Origin of the sequence: Actinomyces radicidentis (assembly GCF_001553565.1) — a bacterium.
In the GTDB taxonomy this organism is placed as follows: domain Bacteria; phylum Actinomycetota; class Actinomycetes; order Actinomycetales; family Actinomycetaceae; genus Actinomyces; species Actinomyces radicidentis.
In genome coordinates, this window is record NZ_CP014228.1 from 1,475,162 (window position 1) to 1,492,096 (window position 16,935).

Annotated in this window: 14 protein-coding genes; 11 read left to right on the forward strand and 3 right to left on the reverse strand. The window is 72.6% G+C overall.

From position 1 onward, the window contains the following. Positions 1 to 89 precede the first annotated feature (89 nt). Both AXF14_RS06185 and AXF14_RS06190 read right to left on the reverse strand, forming a co-directional pair. Positions 90 to 1,358, reverse strand: coding sequence for an LppM family (lipo)protein (locus AXF14_RS06185; protein ID WP_067941724.1), 1,269 nt, complete (start codon positions 1,356 to 1,358; stop codon positions 90 to 92). Between the two features lie 89 nt (positions 1,359 to 1,447). Beyond that, positions 1,448 to 2,278 (reverse strand): LppM family (lipo)protein, encoded by an 831-nt coding sequence (locus AXF14_RS06190; RefSeq protein WP_236756082.1) that lies wholly within the window; start codon positions 2,276 to 2,278, stop codon positions 1,448 to 1,450. A 175-nt stretch (positions 2,279 to 2,453) separates the two neighbouring features. Here AXF14_RS06190 and AXF14_RS06195 point away from each other — a divergent pair, with 175 nt between their 5' ends. The 10 genes from AXF14_RS06195 (at position 2,454) to purQ (ending at position 12,375) form a co-directional block, all read left to right on the forward strand. After that, on the forward strand, positions 2,454 to 4,301 hold the full coding sequence (locus AXF14_RS06195) for a phosphoenolpyruvate carboxykinase (GTP) (protein ID WP_067941726.1): 1,848 nt from the start codon (positions 2,454 to 2,456) through the stop codon (positions 4,299 to 4,301). A 160-nt stretch (positions 4,302 to 4,461) separates the two neighbouring features. Then, complete coding sequence (locus AXF14_RS06200; protein ID WP_067941728.1) at positions 4,462 to 4,968, forward strand: phosphatase PAP2 family protein; 507 nt, start codon at positions 4,462 to 4,464, stop codon at positions 4,966 to 4,968. A 152-nt stretch (positions 4,969 to 5,120) separates the two neighbouring features. Further along, a complete protein-coding gene (locus AXF14_RS06205) occupies positions 5,121 to 5,765 on the forward strand; it encodes a hypothetical protein (RefSeq protein ID WP_067941730.1) in 645 nt (214 codons plus the stop codon). 205 nt (positions 5,766 to 5,970) lie between these two features. Further along, entirely contained in the window at positions 5,971 to 7,326 is a 1,356-nt protein-coding gene (locus AXF14_RS06210) for a hypothetical protein (RefSeq protein WP_150118434.1), read from the forward strand. A gap of 149 nt (positions 7,327 to 7,475) precedes the next feature. Then, positions 7,476 to 8,729, forward strand: coding sequence for a phosphoribosylamine--glycine ligase (gene purD, locus AXF14_RS06215; protein ID WP_067941734.1), 1,254 nt, complete (start codon positions 7,476 to 7,478; stop codon positions 8,727 to 8,729). A gap of 191 nt (positions 8,730 to 8,920) precedes the next feature. Continuing rightward, positions 8,921 to 9,853 carry a phosphoribosylaminoimidazolesuccinocarboxamide synthase gene (locus tag AXF14_RS06220; protein ID WP_067941736.1) on the forward strand — a complete coding sequence of 311 codons (933 nt, stop codon included), beginning with the start codon at positions 8,921 to 8,923 and terminating at the stop codon, positions 9,851 to 9,853. Beyond that, the gene (locus AXF14_RS06225; protein WP_067941738.1) at positions 9,850 to 10,512 is read left to right on the forward strand and encodes a hypothetical protein; all 663 of its coding nucleotides are present in this window, start codon (positions 9,850 to 9,852) and stop codon (positions 10,510 to 10,512) included. The genes AXF14_RS06220 and AXF14_RS06225 overlap by 4 nt, the downstream gene beginning before the upstream one ends. Further along, on the forward strand, positions 10,509 to 11,222 hold the full coding sequence (locus AXF14_RS14450; protein WP_236756084.1) for a PsbA protein: 714 nt from the start codon (positions 10,509 to 10,511) through the stop codon (positions 11,220 to 11,222). Before AXF14_RS06225 ends, AXF14_RS14450 begins: the two co-directional genes overlap by 4 nt. A 200-nt stretch (positions 11,223 to 11,422) precedes the next feature. Next, positions 11,423 to 11,683, forward strand: coding sequence for a phosphoribosylformylglycinamidine synthase subunit PurS (gene purS, locus AXF14_RS06235; RefSeq protein ID WP_067941740.1), 261 nt, complete (start codon positions 11,423 to 11,425; stop codon positions 11,681 to 11,683). Then, positions 11,680 to 12,375 carry a phosphoribosylformylglycinamidine synthase subunit PurQ gene (gene purQ, locus AXF14_RS06240; RefSeq protein WP_067941742.1) on the forward strand — a complete coding sequence of 232 codons (696 nt, stop codon included), beginning with the start codon at positions 11,680 to 11,682 and terminating at the stop codon, positions 12,373 to 12,375. The genes purS and purQ overlap by 4 nt, the downstream gene beginning before the upstream one ends. 484 nt (positions 12,376 to 12,859) lie before the next feature. Here the strand turns inward: purQ and AXF14_RS06245 are convergent, their stop codons facing one another. Further along, entirely contained in the window at positions 12,860 to 14,284 is a 1,425-nt protein-coding gene (locus AXF14_RS06245; protein ID WP_067941744.1) for a glycosyltransferase, read from the reverse strand. Positions 14,285 to 14,449: 165 nt separating this feature from the next. On the opposite strand from AXF14_RS06245, the gene purL reads away from it, so the two are divergent. Further along, entirely contained in the window at positions 14,450 to 16,831 is a 2,382-nt protein-coding gene (purL, locus tag AXF14_RS06250) for a phosphoribosylformylglycinamidine synthase subunit PurL (protein WP_067941748.1), read from the forward strand. The last annotated feature ends 104 nt before the right edge of the window (positions 16,832 to 16,935 follow it).

Genomic DNA, 16,935 nt, shown 5'->3' on the forward strand with positions numbered 1-16,935 from the left:
CGAGGACGTCTGCGGCTGTGGGCTGGAGCGGGCTGGATGGGGAGGGCGGGGCTCGCTGACCCGGGGGCGCGGAGCCGGACCGTGCGAGGTCAGACGGCGCTGGTGCCGGTCCCCGAGCCGTCGCCCTTCGGGCGGAAGCGCGCGTCCGAGGCGCCGCCCGTCCGACCGCCCTGGCCCCAGCCGTAGGTCGGGTAGGCGGACCCCTGCGCGCGCACCTGCTCGGCGGCCTCGTAAGGATTCGGCGACGACAGGTCGACCGTTCGTCCGGGCTGCTCGGCGCCGTACGCCGTCGGCTGCCCAGGCTGCGCCGACGTCGGCGGCTCCTGCGAGCCGGCCGGGAACTGCGCGGGCTGCACCGTCTGCGGCGCCTGAGGAACCTGCCCCGGCACGGGCGCGCCGGGCTGCTGGTATCCGGGCTGAGGCTGCTGGCCCTGCCCGCCCTGCCACGGCGGCGGGGCCGGGGAGGCCGTCGGCGCGCTGCCCGGCTGGCTCCAGCCGACCTGCGGCGTTCCCGCCTGCGGCACGGGAGGCACGCCCTGCTGCCCCGTGCGGCCCTGCGCCGCACCGGGACCGGTCCGGTACGGGTCCGCGCTCGGCGCTCCGGGGACAGGGGCGCCGAACGGGGCTCCGGGCTGCCCGGTGTACGGGCCGACGCCGGGGGCACCGACCGGGACGCCGTACTGCGCTCCCACGGCCGCCCCCGCCCTCCGCCGGTTCCGGCGGGCGAGGACGACGGCGAGCACCACGCCGCCCGCGACGAGCAGCACGAGGAGGAGGCCCAGCGCGACCCAGGTGAGCGGGCTCGTCGAGCCGTCACTGCCGACGGCCCTCAACGACGCGGTCTCGGCGCTGACGTCGCTCCAGGTGACGGTCCGCCCGTCCTTCGAGGCGTTTCCGGAGGCCTCGACGACCTTGCCCGGGAAGGTGACGGTCACGGAGATGTCGGTCGCGGAGCTCATCGGCGTCTGCCCCGCCTGCGCCATGGCCCCGACCTGCTGCGTGAAGGTGTACCGCCCGTCCTGGTGGGTGATGGTCGGCAGGCCCTCGGTGCTCCCGTCGAAGCTCGACAGGGGCAGGTCCTTCGCCTTCATGGTGCAGGTCGGGTCGCCCTCGTCGTTCTCCGAGTAGACGTAGGTGACGGAGCCTCCCGTGGGGCCGGCGCCGTTCGAGGCCGAGCACGAGTCCCTCGTGAGGTAGCCCGATCCGGAGTCGTCCCACATCGAGTAGGTGACGTCGACGGTGCCGTCCTTGTCGATCGTGTAGTCCTGCTTGACGCCGCAGGCGCTCAGGAGGAGGACCAGGGGGATCGTGGCGGCCGCGGCGAGGCGGCGCAGGGAGGCGCGGGGGAGAGGGGCCATGCCCGGAGTGTAGGGGCGGTGCCGGTGCCGCCACAGGCCCCGCGCGGTCCTGTGGGCACCGGCTCAACCGGGCCGTGCTGCGAGCGGCCTCAGCGGCTGTGGCGCCGCCAGGCCAGCGCGCCGACGACGACGCCCGCGGCCACGACGCCGCCGATGATCCACGCGCTGAAGCGGTTCCAGACGCTGCGCCCCTCGTTCGTCGCGGCGTAGCCGGTGGCGGTGACGCCGTCGGAGAGCGCGTCCGCGTCCGTCCAGGTGACGGTCGTGCCGGAGACGGAGCCGCCGTCGGCGTCGACGACGGCGCCCGGGAAGGTGATCGACACCTTCGCGTCGACGACCGAGTTGAGCGAGCCGGCGTCGGCGCTGCCGGAGGCCGTCGCCCCGGCGGTGGCCGCGTCCGTGGGGGCGGCGGAGGAGCCGTCCTCCGCCGCGGCCGTGGCCGACTGGGGGTCGGTGAGCTCGCTGCCCGTGTCGAAGCCGGTGACGCTCACCTTGTACAGGTTCCCGTCGCGCTCGACGAGGGGGGCGTTCGTCCCCGTGGCCGCGTCGCTCGCGTCGGGCACGGCGACGCCGGTGATCGTGACCTCGCAGCCGACCCCGTCGTCGTCCGCGGAGCCGACCTTCGTGGCCGTGACCTTCGCGTCCTGCGTCGCGCCGATGAGCGACGGGTCGGCGTACTGCGAGCAGTCGGTCGAGTCAGTGAAGACGGAGCCGGTCGTGTCCCGCATGTCGAGGGTGACGTCGTAGGTGCCCTCCGCCGAGATCGTCATGTCCATGTGCGCGGTGCAGCCTGTGAGGGCCAGCGCGCTCGTGGCGACGGCGGCACCGGCCAGGAGGCGGCGACGGCGGGCGGTCGCTGGGCGTGCGGCGCCCGTGAGGCCGGGGGCGTCGTCGGGTGCGGCGGGGGTGGTGGTGGGCACGTCTGGACCGTACACGTGCGACGTCGTGCACGAGCGATGCACCTCGGTGCAGGCGGTGGGGGTGCGCTCGGGCATAGGTGCAGCCGATCAGGGACTTTGGGAGGACGTGCAGCCGCCTCCCGTACGGCACCATTGCTCTCGACACACCCGATTGAACCCAACGGAGGGAACCACAATGGCTGTGACTGAGCAGGACGTGCGCAACGCTGCGCCGGCCAACGCCTCGCAGGACGTCATCGACTTCGCGATCCGCATCGCCGAGCTCGGGAAGCCCGAGCAGGTCGTCTTCACCGACGGCTCCGACGAGGAGTGGACCCGCCTCACCGACGAGATGGTCGCCTCCGGGATGCTCACCCGCCTCAACCCCGAGAAGCGACCCAACTCGTTCCTCGCCCGCTCGCTGCCGAGCGACGTCGCGCGAGTCGAGTCCCGCACCTTCATCTGCTCCGAGAAGGAGGAGGACGCCGGCCCGACCAACCACTGGTACGACCCGGCCGAGATGAAGAAGATCCTCAACGAGAAGTTCGACGGCGCCTACGCCGGGCGCACCATGTACGTCATCCCCTTCTCGATGGGTCCGCTGGGAGGGCCGATCTCCCAGCTCGGCATCGAGATCACGGACTCCCCGTACGTCGTCGTCTCCATGCGGATCATGGCGCGCACCGGCACCCCCGCGATGGACCTCATCGCCGAGGGTCGCCCGTGGGTCCCCGCCGTGCACTCCGTCGGCGCCCCGCTCGCCCCGGGTGAGAAGGACACGACCTGGCCGTGCAACGAGGAGAAGTACATCACCCACTTCCCCGAGACCAACGAGATCTGGTCCTACGGCTCCGGCTACGGCGGCAACGCCCTCCTCGGCAAGAAGTGCTACGCGCTGCGCATCGCCTCGACCATGGCCCGCCGCGACGGCTGGATGGCCGAGCACATGCTCATCCTGCGCCTCACCGACGAGAAGTCCGGCAAGCGCTACCACGTCACCGCCGCCTTCCCGAGCGCCTGCGGCAAGACCAACCTCGCGATGCTCCAGCCCACGATCCCCGGCTACAAGGTCGAGACCGTCGGCGACGACATCGCCTGGATGCGCCCGGGCCCGGACGGCACCCTGCGCGCCATCAACCCCGAGGCCGGCTTCTTCGGCGTCGCCCCGGGCACGTCCTACAAGACGAACCCGATGGCCATGGAGACGATGAAGGCCAACACCATCTTCACGAACGTCGCCCTCACCGACGACGGCGACGTGTGGTGGGAGGGCATCGACGCGCCCCTGCCGGACCACCTCATCGACTGGAACGGCAACGACTACACGCCGGCCGACGCCGCCGCGGGCAAGAAGGCCGCGCACCCGAACTCGCGCTTCACGACGCCCGCCTCGCAGTGCCCGATCATCTGCCCCGACTGGGAGGCCCCCGAGGGCGTCCCGATCGACGCGATCCTCTTCGGCGGTCGCCGCGCCAGTAACGTCCCGCTCGTCGCCGAGCAGTACGAGGCCGCCCACGGCGTCTTCATCGGCGCCTCCGTCGCCTCCGAGGTCACCGCGGCCGCCACGGACGTCAAGGCCGGCTCCCTGCGCCACGACCCCTTCGCCATGCTGCCCTTCTGCGGCTACAACATGGCCGACTACTGGGGGCACTGGCTTGAGATGCAGGAGAAGCTGGGCGACAAGTTCCCGAAGGTCTACCAGGTCAACTGGTTCCGCAAGGACGAGGACGGCGCGTTCCTCTGGCCGGGCTATGGCGACAACTCCCGCGTCCTCGACTGGATCGTCCGTCGCGCCGGCGGCGAGGTCGAGGCCGTCGACGGCGTGACCGGCCGCTACCCGAGGCTCGAGGACTTCAACCTCGAGGGCATCGAGGTGGGCGAGGCCGAGTGGAACAAGATGTACGACATCGACCCCGACGCCTGGGCCGCCGAGATGGAGGACACCGAGGAGTACTTCAAGCAGTTCGGCGACAAGGTGCCCGCCGCCATCACCGAGCAGCTCGCCAAGTTCCGCGAGCGCATCGCCGCGGCCAAGGAGGCCTGAGCGACGCGGCAGCACGAGTCCTGACGTCGGCTTTGCCGGCAGAGCCGGCCCCGGTCCGTCCTCGTGACGGGCCGGGGCCGGCGCGTGTTGGGCCCGCCTGGGCTCCTGCGGTGCCCGCTCAGGCGGCGCCGACCCGGACGTCGTCTCCCTGCTCTCCGACATGGAGAGCTACTGGACGCCCAAGACCTTCGTCGAGACCTCGGACGAGACCAAGGCCGCCACCGCCTACACCGGCGACGTCAAGGACCCCGCCGTCCTCGGCCACAACGACGAGATCGTCCAGTCCATCAACGCGGCCGGCTCCGCCGACCAGACCCAGGCCCACCGCGCCCTCATCGACGCCGACTACGACTGGAAGCAGACCCTGCCCGACTCCCTCGGGCCCGTCCTCGGCGGGTGGTCCTCCGAGGGCGTCGCGGACAGCTCCCTGCCCTTCACCACCGCGTGGATCGACGAGGTCGGCGAGGGCACCAGCACCGGCAACGCGAAGAAGTACTACAACTACCCGCGTCCCTACCTCGAGTCCCGCGGCCCACCGACCTCGGCGAGAACGCCAACGACATGGCCGGTCTCGCCGACAACCTCGGCATCCACCAGGTCCCCGACTGGACCGACCCGACCACCGGCCTCACCCACACCGGCGGCTACGGCAACCTCGCCGACATGACCAAGCCCTCCCAGGCCTTCCCCTCCGGGCACACCACCTACGCCTAATCCGTCGGCATCGCGCTCGCCGAGCTCGCCCCCGAGGTCCTCACCCGCTCCTCCGAGGCCGGCAACAACCGCATCGTCCTCGGCGTCCACTACCCGCTCGACGCCATGGGCGGCCGCATCACGGCCTCCGCCGAGCTCTCCGCCCGCCTCTCCGACCCCGAGATCATCAGCGGCACCGTCGAGCCCGCGCAGGCCGAGCTCGAGAGCTACCTCGAGGGCAAGTGCGAGGACGCCGGCTACGGCGACACCCTCGAGGACTGCATCGACGCCCTCGACGCCAACGACGCGGGCGGCTACACCAACGCCTTCACCGACGTCGTCTCCACCAGCCCCGTCACGGACCGCAGCTCGGCCCTGGCGGCCTACCGCGCCCGCATGACCTACGGCTTCACGCAGACCGGCACCACGGGCCAGGCCGCCCGCGTCCCCGAGGGCGGCGAGGACCTCCTCGTCACCGCCTTCCCGACCCTCACCGACGCCCAGCGGCGCTCCGTTCTCGCCTCCGCCGAGATCGACTCCGGCTACCCGCTCGACTCCTCGAGCCTCGGCTGGCAGCGCATCGACCTCGCCGCCGCCCTGTCGGCCAAGGTCGTCCTCGACGTCCACGGCACGGTCGTCGACGTCGTCACCGGCCAGGACGAGACGAGCGTCGTCGTCCGCACGCCCAACGGCAAGGAGCGCCCGTACACCGGCGGCCACGCCTCGAGCAGCCACTCGCACGGGCGCACGACCGCCAACCGGGTCCGCTGACACCCCCCGCGCGCCCGTCGTCGGCCCTGGGCAGCGGGCCGACGACGGGCGCGGCGGCGCACCGGGTCACTCCACCGCGGGGCGGTGACGTCAGCGGCCACCGCCCCGCCCGATGCGTCTGAATAAGGCACCAGATGCCTTTCCAAGGACTTGACCGGGATCAACGTCCCTCTCCGAGTTCCCGTTCGGGGTGTGGCATTGCGGCATGGAACTCCCTGGATTCCCTGACCAGGCGAGAGCTGCAAAGGCGTCGTTCCTCGACCCCCGAGTGAATTATCTGTCGCCTGGTACCTCGCTCGTGCTCCACGTCCTGCTGGTGATTGTCGTCGTCGGATTTCCGCTCGGCGGCCTTGTGTCCGACGGACATCTGACGCGAGCCGCCATCAGCAATACCGGAGGGGGGAGCGAGGGCACCCTGGCGACCCTCGCCCTCGGCATCGCCAGCCTCGTCGTCGCTCTCGTGGTTGTTGAGCCCAAGCAGTGGCGAACCCTTCTCGAGGAGCACGCCTCGCTGGCACAGGTCACTGCCGAGGAACGCCGTTCCAACGTCGTCTTCGGCGTTCTCACGGGCATGGGAATCGTCTCCGGGGCTCTCGCCGGAGTCGCCATCGTCGTCGCGGTGGGAACCCCCGAGATCGCGCCAATCGCGACCGCTGTGGTCTTGACCGTTGTGTGGGTCGTCATCGCCATATTGCCGGCTGTGACTCGGCAGTCTGGCGCGGGGTTGCTTGTCGAGTACGCGAACTCACTGCAGGGGCTCATCGCGGTTACTGAGATCTCTCTCGGGACGGCCGGCCAGCCTGGAGAGTGTCCGTGCGGGTGTGAAGGGTGCTGCTGCGGTCGGCGCAAGAGACGGACCACGTTCGTGGATCCGGCAGCTCCGTTGGAAGCGGCCGACGCGACGTCCGCTGTGGACAGAGCCGTTGCGAGGTGGACCACCTGGCCTGCTGCTGTGCTCGTTGTCCTGGCTGTGATCGTTCTCGTGCTCGCACGTGGAGAAGGCCTGGCGATCGTCGCGGCTGTGCTCTGTTGTGCCATCGGCGTGTCCTTCGAGTTTCGTGCACGGCTATGCCTGGCGCGTCGTGCGGTCTTCGATGGGGTCACCTTCACCGTGATCGCTGTACTGCTCGGTCTGGGCAGTGGGATTGGCGCTGGTCTGGCAGCGGCTCCGGAGCCCGTGCGCGTCGTCATCGTCGGTGTCCTCGCTGCGGGTGCGAGCCTCGCCCTGTCGTTGGGGGCCGTGAGTTACTTCTGGCGCCACGGAGCCCTGGGGACTCGTCACCTCCGTCGATTGGTCCTCAACGAGCTCCTCTGCAAGACAGCGGATGCTGCTCAGCGATTCCTCGACTTCGAGACTATGTTCGGAAGCACGAACCGATCCGATTCCGCGATGCAGGATCAAGCAGACAACACGGCGGACGCGAACGTCGAACGCACCCTTCGTCAGTTGCATGCCGAGATTTGGGCCGAGCTCGACTCCGACTCGGCCCGTGAAGCCGCACGGACCGCGCTCGAGGCGGTGAATGAGGTCCGTCGGCGTCGATATTCTTCCTGCTGCTGATGAGTCGGATTCTGAGTGGTCCCACTAGGAGGATGCTCCCCTCAAGCATCTTGTGAAGTGACGTCGTGCCCGTCCCCGTGCCGCGCGGGGCCGCGCACGCGGCCTGAGACCCCGGGCGCGCAGCGCGCCCGCCCCGCTACGCTGATCCCGTGAAGATCCTGCTTCTCGGGTCCGGCGCGCGCGAGCACGCCCTGGCCCGCGCCCTCGCCGCCGATCCCACCACCACCGAGCTCGTCGTCGCCCCCGGCAACCCCGGCACCGCGACCATCGCCACCAACCTCAAGGCCGACGCCTCCGACCCCGCCGAGGTCCTCTCCCTCGCCACCGAGATGGAGGCCGACCTCGTCGTCGTCGGCCCCGAGGCGCCCCTCGTCGCCGGCGTCGCCGACTCCCTGCGCGACGCCGGGTTCCCCGTCTTCGGCCCCGGCGCCGAGGCCGCCCGCCTCGAGGGCTCCAAGGCCTTCGCCAAGGAGGTCATGGAGGCCGCCGGGGTCCCCACGGCCGCCGCCGCCGTCTGCGCCACCGAGGACGAGCTCGCCTCCGCCCTCGACCGCTTCGGCGCCCCCTACGTCGTCAAGGAGGACGGCCTGGCCGCCGGCAAGGGCGTCGTCGTCACCTCCGACCGCGACGCCGCCCTCGAGCACGGCCGCGCCTGCCTCGCCAAGGAGGGCGGCCGCGTCGTCATCGAGGACTTCCTCGACGGCCCCGAGGTCTCCCTCTTCTGCGTCTGCGACGGCGCCACCGTCCGCCCGCTCGCCCCCGCCCAGGACTTCAAGCGCCTCGGCGACGGCGACGCCGGCCCCAACACCGGCGGCATGGGCGCCTACACGCCGCTCACCTGGGCCCCCGACGGCCTCACCGAGGAGGTCGTCCGCGACGTCGCCCAGCCCGTCGTCGACGAGATGGCCCGCCGCGGTACTCCCTTCTCCGGCCTGCTCTACTGCGGCCTCGCGCTGACCAGCAAGGGCACCCGCGTCGTCGAGTTCAACGTCCGCTTCGGCGACCCCGAGACCCAGGCCGTCCTCGCACGCCTCACCTCCTCCCTGCCCGAGCTGCTGCTCGCTGCCGCCACCGGCCGCCTCGACGAGGTCCCCGCCCCCACCTGGGCGGACCAGGCCGCCGTCGACGTCGTCCTCGCCGCCCCCGGCTACCCGGGCACCGTCACCACCGGCGGCGTCATCACCGGAGTCGAGGAGGCCGAGCAGGTCGAGGGCGTCCACGTCCTCCACGCCGGCACCGGCCTCGACGACGACGGCAGGCTCATCGCCACCGGCGGCCGCGTCCTGTCCGTCGTCGCGCTCGGCGACTCCGTCCGGGCCGCGCGCGAGCGCGCCTACGAGGGCCTGTCCCGCATCCACCTCGAGGGCTCGCAGCACCGCACCGACATCGCGCTCGGCCGCTGAGCCCGCAGCCCAGGCACCCACGAGGGCACGATCCCGTCGGTCGGGGCCGCGCCCTCGTCGCGTCACGGGGCCCGATCACGGCACCGGTCGGCGCTCCGGGCCCGGGTGCGCGAGTCCACGGGCGCCCGGGAGGGCGGACGCCGCCGTGGGAGCGGGCGATGCCTGTCACACACCGGTGGCAGGATGGGGCCATGAGCCCCGCAGCGCCCGCCACCCCCTCGAAGCCCGTCATCCCCCCGGCCCCCGAGGTCCCGGGCTGGGAGCACGTCTCCTCCGGCAAGGTCCGCGACGTCTACCGGCCCGCCGCCGGCGGTGACTGGGACGGCAAGGACGTCCTCCTCGTCGTCGCCTCGGACCGCATCAGCGCCTACGACCACATCCTCTCGACCGAGATCCCGGACAAGGGCAAGGTCCTCACCGCCCTGTCCGCGTGGTGGTTCGCGCAGCTCGCCGACGTCGTCCCCAACCACCTCGTCTCCATGGACGTGCCCCAGCAGGTCGCCGGCCGCGCCATGATCTGCGAGCGCCTCGACATGTACCCCGTCGAGTGCGTCGCCCGCGGCTACCTCACCGGCTCCGGCCTGGTCGAGTACCGCGCCGGCGGGGAGGTCTGCGGCGTCGCCCTGCCCGGCGGCCTCACCGAGGCCTCCCGCCTTCCGCGCCCCGTCTTCACACCTGCCGCCAAGGCCGAGCTCGGCGACCACGACGAGAACGTGTCTCTCGACCGCGTCAAGGAGATGATCGGGGACCGCCCCGCCGCCGCTCTGCGCGAGCTCACCATCCGCCTCTACTCCCGCGCCGCGGAGATCGCGCGAGAGCGGGGCATCCTCCTCGCGGACACCAAGTTCGAGTTCGGCACCGACGCCTCCGGCCGCATCGTCCTCGGCGACGAGGTCCTCACCCCCGACTCCTCGCGCTTCTGGCCCGCCTCCGAGTGGGTCCCCGGCGAGGTCACCCCCTCCTTCGACAAGCAGTTCGTCCGCGACTGGCTCACCGAGGAGTCCGGCTGGGACCGCCACGGCGACGCCGAGCCCCCGGCCCTGCCCGCCGAGGTCGTCGAGCGCACCCGCGCCCGCTACCTCGAGGCCTACGAGCGCCTCACCGGCTCGCCCCTCGCGCTGTGAGCACCGCGGCGGGAGACGCCCCCGCGCCCCAGGGGTCCTCGACGACGCAGCGCCGCTTCACGCCCGGCCCCGGCCTCATCGTGGTCGGGGCGGGGGCCCTGCTCGTCATCGTGCTGGCGCTCGCGGCCGCCGTCACCGCCTCGCTCGGCGCCAAGGGCGCCTCCGCCGTCCTCGGCGGCATCGCCCTCGTCATCCTGGGTGCCGGGCTCATCGCCTGGCTCCGCGTCCCCGCACGCTCCCTCGTCGTCAACGCCCCGCGCCTGCGCCTCGAGCGCAACCGCGCCCGCGCCGCCCAGCGCCGTCGCGCCGAGCAGGCCGCCGCCGACGGCGCCGCAGGAGCCGCCGCGGACGGGCGCGGCCGCGGCGCCCGCCGTGCTGCAGCCCGCCCCGGCACCGACCTCGCGCGCCCCGTCCTCGGCACCGACCTCAGCCTCCCGCCCTCGGGCGGCCGGCGGGAGCTCACCACCCGTGACGTCGTCACGGGTCCCGTCTCGACGCTCCTCGCCTCCACCCGCCTCGGCGTCGCCGCCGACGAGCGCCTCGCCGGAACGAGCGCGGGGGAGGGGATCATGCGCGTCCTCCAGCTCCTCGGCGGCTGCGTCGGCTTCGTCCTCGTCGCCCTCGGCCTCGCCAGCGTCCTCGGGCAGGTGATCCGGTGACGCCGCCGATCGGCCGACAGAGCCGCCCCTCCCAGGATCACGAGCCCGTCGACTGGGGCACGAGCGCGCCCCGCCCGCGCCCGGGCGCCGCCCGCACGGCGGGCGCCTCCGGCCCGACGGACCCCGACGTCGACTGGGGCGTCGGCCGCGAGGCCCCCGAGCCCGCGCCCACCCCGGGCCAGCGCGCCCGCACACCCTGGCCCGCCGCGGTCCGCCGTCGGCGCCTCACCGGCGTCCTCTACGCGCTCCTCGGCCTCGTGCTGGCCACCTGGTCCGCCATGAACCTCGCGACCGCGGCCGACGCAGGCCACCCCTGGGTCCCGCCGTGGCTCGTCGTCGTCCTCGGCGGCGCCGGGCTCGTCTCGGCCGCCGGCTACCTCGCCTGGGCCGGAGGCACTCCCGTCGCTCGGGAGGACGAGCGCTGGACCCCGCGTGAGGTCGACGAGCTCGCCGGCCTCACCGAGTCGCGCAGCGGCGTCGACGGCGTGCCCGGGCCCGTTCACGTCATGGGAACCTCGACCCTCGACACCTCCCGCCAGGCCCCCGCCGGCGTCGCCGGCGCCGTCGGCGGCTTCATGCTCGCCGGCGCGGTGGTCTGCGCCGTCGTCGCCCTCGTCCTCGGCCCCGCCTGGCTGCTCGGCACCGCGGCCCTCGCCGTCGGCGGGACCATCGCCATCCGCCTCGCGGGGGACTGGCTCGGGCACGTCTGAGCCGGCCGGGGCGGCCCCGCGGGCGCGGCGCACCCGCGGGGCCCGCCCCCCGGAGCGCCGCAGTGCTGAGCCCCGCCCGCTCCGCAGACGGCCTCCCGGACGCGGGCGCGCTCCGGTGCTGAGACCGGGCGTCCGGGCCCGAGACGAGCGGGGTACCCTGAGCGAGGACCTTCCTCTCCCCAGACAACCCAGGAGGACCGATGGGACGCATCGTCGTCGAGGTCATGCCCAAGCCGGAGATCCTTGACCCGCAGGGCAAGGCGGTCGTGGGAAGCCTCCCGCGACTCGGATTCGACCAGTTCACCTCCGTGCGCCAGGGGCGCCGCTTCGAGCTGACGGTGGACGGGGAGGTCACCCAGGAGGACCTCGACGCCGCCGCCAAGGCCGCCGAGACGCTCCTGTCGAACCCCATCATCGAGGACGTCATCTCCGTGCGGGCGGACGAGGGAGCCCAGGCGTGACCCGCATCGGCGTCATCACCTTCCCCGGAACCCTCGACGACGTCGACGCCCTGCGCGCCGTCCGCCTCGCCGGCGCCGAGCCCGTCTCCCTGTGGCACAAGGACGCCGACCTCCACGGCGTCGACGCCGTCGTCGTCCCCGGTGGCTTCTCCTACGGCGACTACCTGCGCTGCGGCGCCATCGCCCGCTTCGCCCCCGTCATGACCGAGGTCGTCGAGGCCGCCGGCAAGGGCATGCCCGTCCTGGGCATCTGCAACGGCTTCCAGATCCTCGCCGAGGCCCACCTCCTGCCCGGCGCCCTCATCCGCAACGAGCAGCAGAAGTTCATCTGCCGCGAGCAGCGCCTGCGCGTCGAGTCCACGACCACCGCCTGGACCAACCTCTTCGAGGACGGTGCGGAGATCACCGTCCCGCTCAAGAACGGCGAGGGCAACTTCATCGCCTCCCCGGCCGAGCTCGAGCGCCTCGAGGGCGAGGGCCGCGTCGTCTTCCGCTACCTCGACAACCCGAACGGCTCCGCCAACGACATCGCGGGCGTCCGCAACGAGCGCGGCAACGTCGTCGGCCTCATGCCGCACCCGGAGCACGCCGTCGAGCCCGGTTTCGGTCCCGACTCCGCCACCGGCCCCCGCACCGGCACTGACGGCCTGCGCCTCTTCCAGTCCGCGATCAGCTCCCTCGTCAGCGCCTGAGGCCGGCAGCAACCTCGCGTCCGACGCACCGACGGCGCCGCTCCCCACCCGGGGAGCGGCGCCGTCGTCGTATCCACAGATGCGAGGGCTGTGCTTGTGGATAACCCGATGCGGATCAGGTCACGAAAGGGTGAATTCCGGTCCGTCGGACGCCTGGCGTGGACAGGTGCGGCTCGGGCTGCGTCGGACAGGAAACGGCACCGTCGCGCGGATCCTGCGGGTGGAGCCTCGCGCCGCCACCCGCAAGAACCGCGAGATCTCAATGATTTGACGCCGTCGAGGGATCTGGGTTAGGCGCCCTTTGCGGTGGCCCGACCGATACGACCGTGCGCGCATCCGTGTGGCACGCGAGGCCGTGTGGGCAGTGACCACAGGGCGAACCGCGCCATCACGCGATTCCCCACCTCTGTGCACAAGGCTGTGGACCGAGTCTGTGGAAAACCCCTCGGCGTGTCACGCTGAGGGGCTCGTCCGGGGGAGGGGGTCAGGCCTCGACGGCACGCCCGATGACGTCGACGACTTCGATGAGGTGACGGTCCGGGAGGAACCCGCGGCGCACCGACTCGTGCGCTGCCGCACCCATCTCCGCGGCCCGCTCCGAGAGAAGGAGGAGGTCGCGGACCGCCTCCGCCCACGCCGCGGCGTCGTCCGGAGCGACGAGGACGCCGTCGACGCCGTCCTCCACCTGGTCGACGATCCCGCCGACCGCGCTCGCCACGACGGGCGCCTTCTTCCACATCGCCTCGGCGACCGTGAGCCCGAAGGCCTCGACCTGCGAGCGCTGCGTGACGACGCCGCTCACGCGCTGCAGCGCGTTGACGATCGTCGCGTTGACCTCGCGGTCCGCCGTCGGGATGCCGAGGACGTGGACGCGCGACGCCACCGAGGGTGGCAGCGTCTCGACGCGCTCGAGGATCCCGCGCAGCACCGCGCTCGGCCCAGCCTCGCGCTCGGGGTCCACCGCCGGCCCCGCCAGGACGAGGTGCAGGTCCTCCGGGAGCGTCCCGGTCTGCGAGGCGAAGGCCTCGATGAGCTCGAGCCCGCCCTTGAGGCGGTCCCAGCGCTGCACCTGCGTCACGAGGCGCGCGCCCACCGGCACCGGTCCGCCCGCGAGTACCGCCTCGTCCTCCAAGCCTCGGAAGGCGTCGGGGCGACCGTCCTCGCGCAGCAGCGGCACGGCGTCGAAGGGGGACTCGCCCTCGGCGATCCCGGCCAGTCGCACGACGGCCCACGCCTCGTCCCGGTCGAGCGGCCGGTTCTTGGGGGAGTCCGGGTTGATGGAGGGCCGCACGACGGCGCAGCGCTCCTCCTCGATGTAGGGCGGCCGGTACTCGGGCCGCGAGACGACGACGAGGTCGACGTCCTCGAGGTAGCGGTCCAGGAAGGCCCAGGCGCGCTGCCCTGCCTCGCCGGCCTCCGCGACGCCGGCGTGGCAGCGCCACACCACCGTCGCGCCCGCCGCGCGGAAGGCCTTCGCCAGCCCCGCCGTCGAGGGGTCGTGGAGGACGACGACGTCGCCCTCGCGGACCTCGTCCACGACGTTCTCCGCGTTCGAGGCGAGGACGTGCTCGTACAGGTCGCGCTGCTTGTCGCCCAGGCGGCCGCCGTCGCCGTCGGAGCCGTGGATGCCGGCGTGCAGGCGGGCTGCGAGGGTGACGAAGTCGGCCGGGGCGTCGAGCGCGAGCCAGCGCGCGTCGACGTCGAGCCCCCGGGCGTAGCCGACGAGCGGGGCGACGGTCTCGGCCGGGCCCGCCCCGGGCGCCGCCGGCGGCGTCACGGTCCACACGGTCCTTCCTTCCAGCAGGCCGTGGGCGGCCTCCACGCCGTCGTGGAGGCGGTGCACGGCGAGCTCGTCGAGGTGGCCCTCGAGATCCGACAGGGGCAGCGGTGCGACGTCGATGGTTCTCATGACCCGATCCTGCCCCCTTTTCGTGTGAGGTGCGGCACTTCGGAGGGTGCGTCGTCGAGCCGTGGCCACCACCGGCTCCGACCGGCGGACGCCCGGGTCGCGCGCCGCGCCGCGCGGGTATCCTTCAAGACGGTCACGTCCCTCCTCGAACCCAGGAGCAGCCGCATGGCACCTGCGTCCACCCGTCCCGCCGACGTCAACCAGCCCCGTCCCGTCGAGCACCCCGACACCGTCCAGGACGCCGCGTCGACGCCCGACCAGGAGATGCCCTACAAGGAGCTCGGCCTCAAGGACGACGAGTACGCCTCCATCAAGGAGCTCCTGGGCCGCCGCCCCACCAACGCCGAGCTCGCCATGTACTCGGTCATGTGGTCGGAGCACTGCTCCTACAAGTCCTCCAAGATCCACCTGGGGCAGTTCGGCCAGAAGGTCACGCCCCAGATGAAGGAGCACCTCCTCGTCGGCATGGGCGAGAACGCCGGCGTCGTCGACATCGGCGACGGCTGGGCCGTCACCTACAAGGTCGAGTCCCACAACCACCCGAGCTTCGTCGAGCCCTACCAGGGCGCCGCCACCGGCGTCGGCGGCATCGTCCGCGACATCATCTCCATGGGCGCCCGCCCCGTCGCCGTCATGGACCAGCTCCGCTTCGGCGCCGCCGACCACCCCGACACCCAGCGCGTCGTCCACGGCGTCGTCGCCGGCGTCGGCGGCTACGGCAACTGCCTCGGCCTGCCCAACATCGGCGGCGAGACCGAGTTCGACGCCTCCTACCAGGAGAACCCGCTCGTCAACGCCCTGTGCGTCGGCGTCCTGCGCCACGACGACATCCACCTCGCCAACGCCTCCGGCGCCGGCAACAAGGTCGTCCTCTTCGGCGCCCGCACCGGCGGCGACGGCATCGGCGGCGCCTCCATCCTTGCGTCCGAGTCCTTCGAGGACGGCATGCCGGCCAAGCGCCCCAGCGTCCAGGTGGGCGACCCCTTCATGGAGAAGGTCCTCATCGAGTGCTGCCTCGACCTGTTCAAGGAGGACCTCGTCCTCGGCATCCAGGACCTCGGCGCGGCCGGCATCTCCTGCGCCACCAGCGAGCTCGCCTCCAACGGCGACGGCGGCATGCACGTCGACCTCGAGAACGTTCTCCTGCGCGACCCGAGCCTCACCGCCGGCGAGATCCTCATGAGCGAGTCCCAGGAGCGCATGATGGCCGTCGTCTCCCCGGACAAGCTCGACGACTTCATGGCCATCATCGACAAGTGGGACGTCGAGGCCGCCGTCATCGGCGAGGTCAACGGCTCCGGCCGCCTCACCATCGACCACTTCGGCGAGCGCATCGTCGACGTCGACCCCAAGACGGTCGCCCACGAGGGCCCCACCTACGACCGCCCCTACGCCCGCCCCGCCTGGCAGGACGACCTCCAGGCCGACACCTCCGAGAGCCTCGCGCGCCCCGAGACCAAGGACGCCCTCGCCGAGCAGGTCACCGCCGTCGTCACGAGCGTCAACCAGGCCTCCCCGGCCTGGGTCACCAACCAGTACGACCGCTTCGTGCGCGGCAACACCGGCCTCGCCCAGCCCGACGACGCCGGCGTCATCCGCGTCGACGAGGCCACCGGCCGCGGCATCGCCATCGCCACCGACGCCAACGGCCGCTTCACCAAGCTCGACCCGGCCACCGGCGCCGCCCAGGCCCTGGCTGAGTCCTACCGCAACGTCTGCACCGTCGGCGCCAAGCCGCTGGCCGTCTCCGACTGCCTCAACTTCGGCTCCCCGGAGGACCCCGACGCCATGTGGCAGCTCGTCGAGGCCATCACCGGGCTCGCCGACGCCTGCCAGGTCATGGGCGTGCCCGTCACCGGCGGCAACGTCTCCCTCTACAACTCGCACGGCAAGGCCAAGGGCCTCATCGACTCCTCGATCAACCCGACCCCGGTCGTCTGCGTCCTTGGCGTCATGGACGACGTGCGCCGCGCCAACCCGTCCGGCTGGTCCGAGGAGGGCCTCGCCATCATCGCGCTCGGCACCACCGAGGACGAGCTCGACGGCTCCGCCTGGACCCGCGTCGTCCACGACCACCTCGGCGGCCTGCCCCCCAAGGTGGACCTGGAGGAGGAGATGGCCCTCGGCCGTGTGCTCCTGGCCCTGTCCGAGGCGGACATGCCCGACGGCTCGCGGATCGTGCGCGCCGCCCACGACCTCGCCGCCGGCGGCCTCGTCCAGACCCTCGTCGACGCGGTCCTGCGCCAGGGTGTCGGCGCCAGCGTCGACCTCTCCGCCCTGCCCGGCGACGTCGACGACTTCACCGCGCTGTTCTCCGAGTCCGGAGCCCGCGCCATCATCGCGGTCCCCGAGGCCGCGCTGCCCGTCGTCGCTGCGGCCGCCGAGGCCGAGGACATCGCCTGGGGCCGCCTCGGCACCACGGGCGGCGAGCTCCTCGTCATCAACGGCTCGGACCTCCTCGCCGACGGCGGGGCCGGCACCCCGCTCGTCCTCGACCTGGACGAGCTGCGCGCCGGCGTCGAGGGCACCCTGCCCGCGATCTTCTGAGCCGCACCTCCCGCGAGATCGGGACATCCTGACCGCGAGATCGGGACATCGTGTCGCCGATGGGGCGCCGTCCGGACAGCCGGACGGCGCCCCATCGCCGAGTC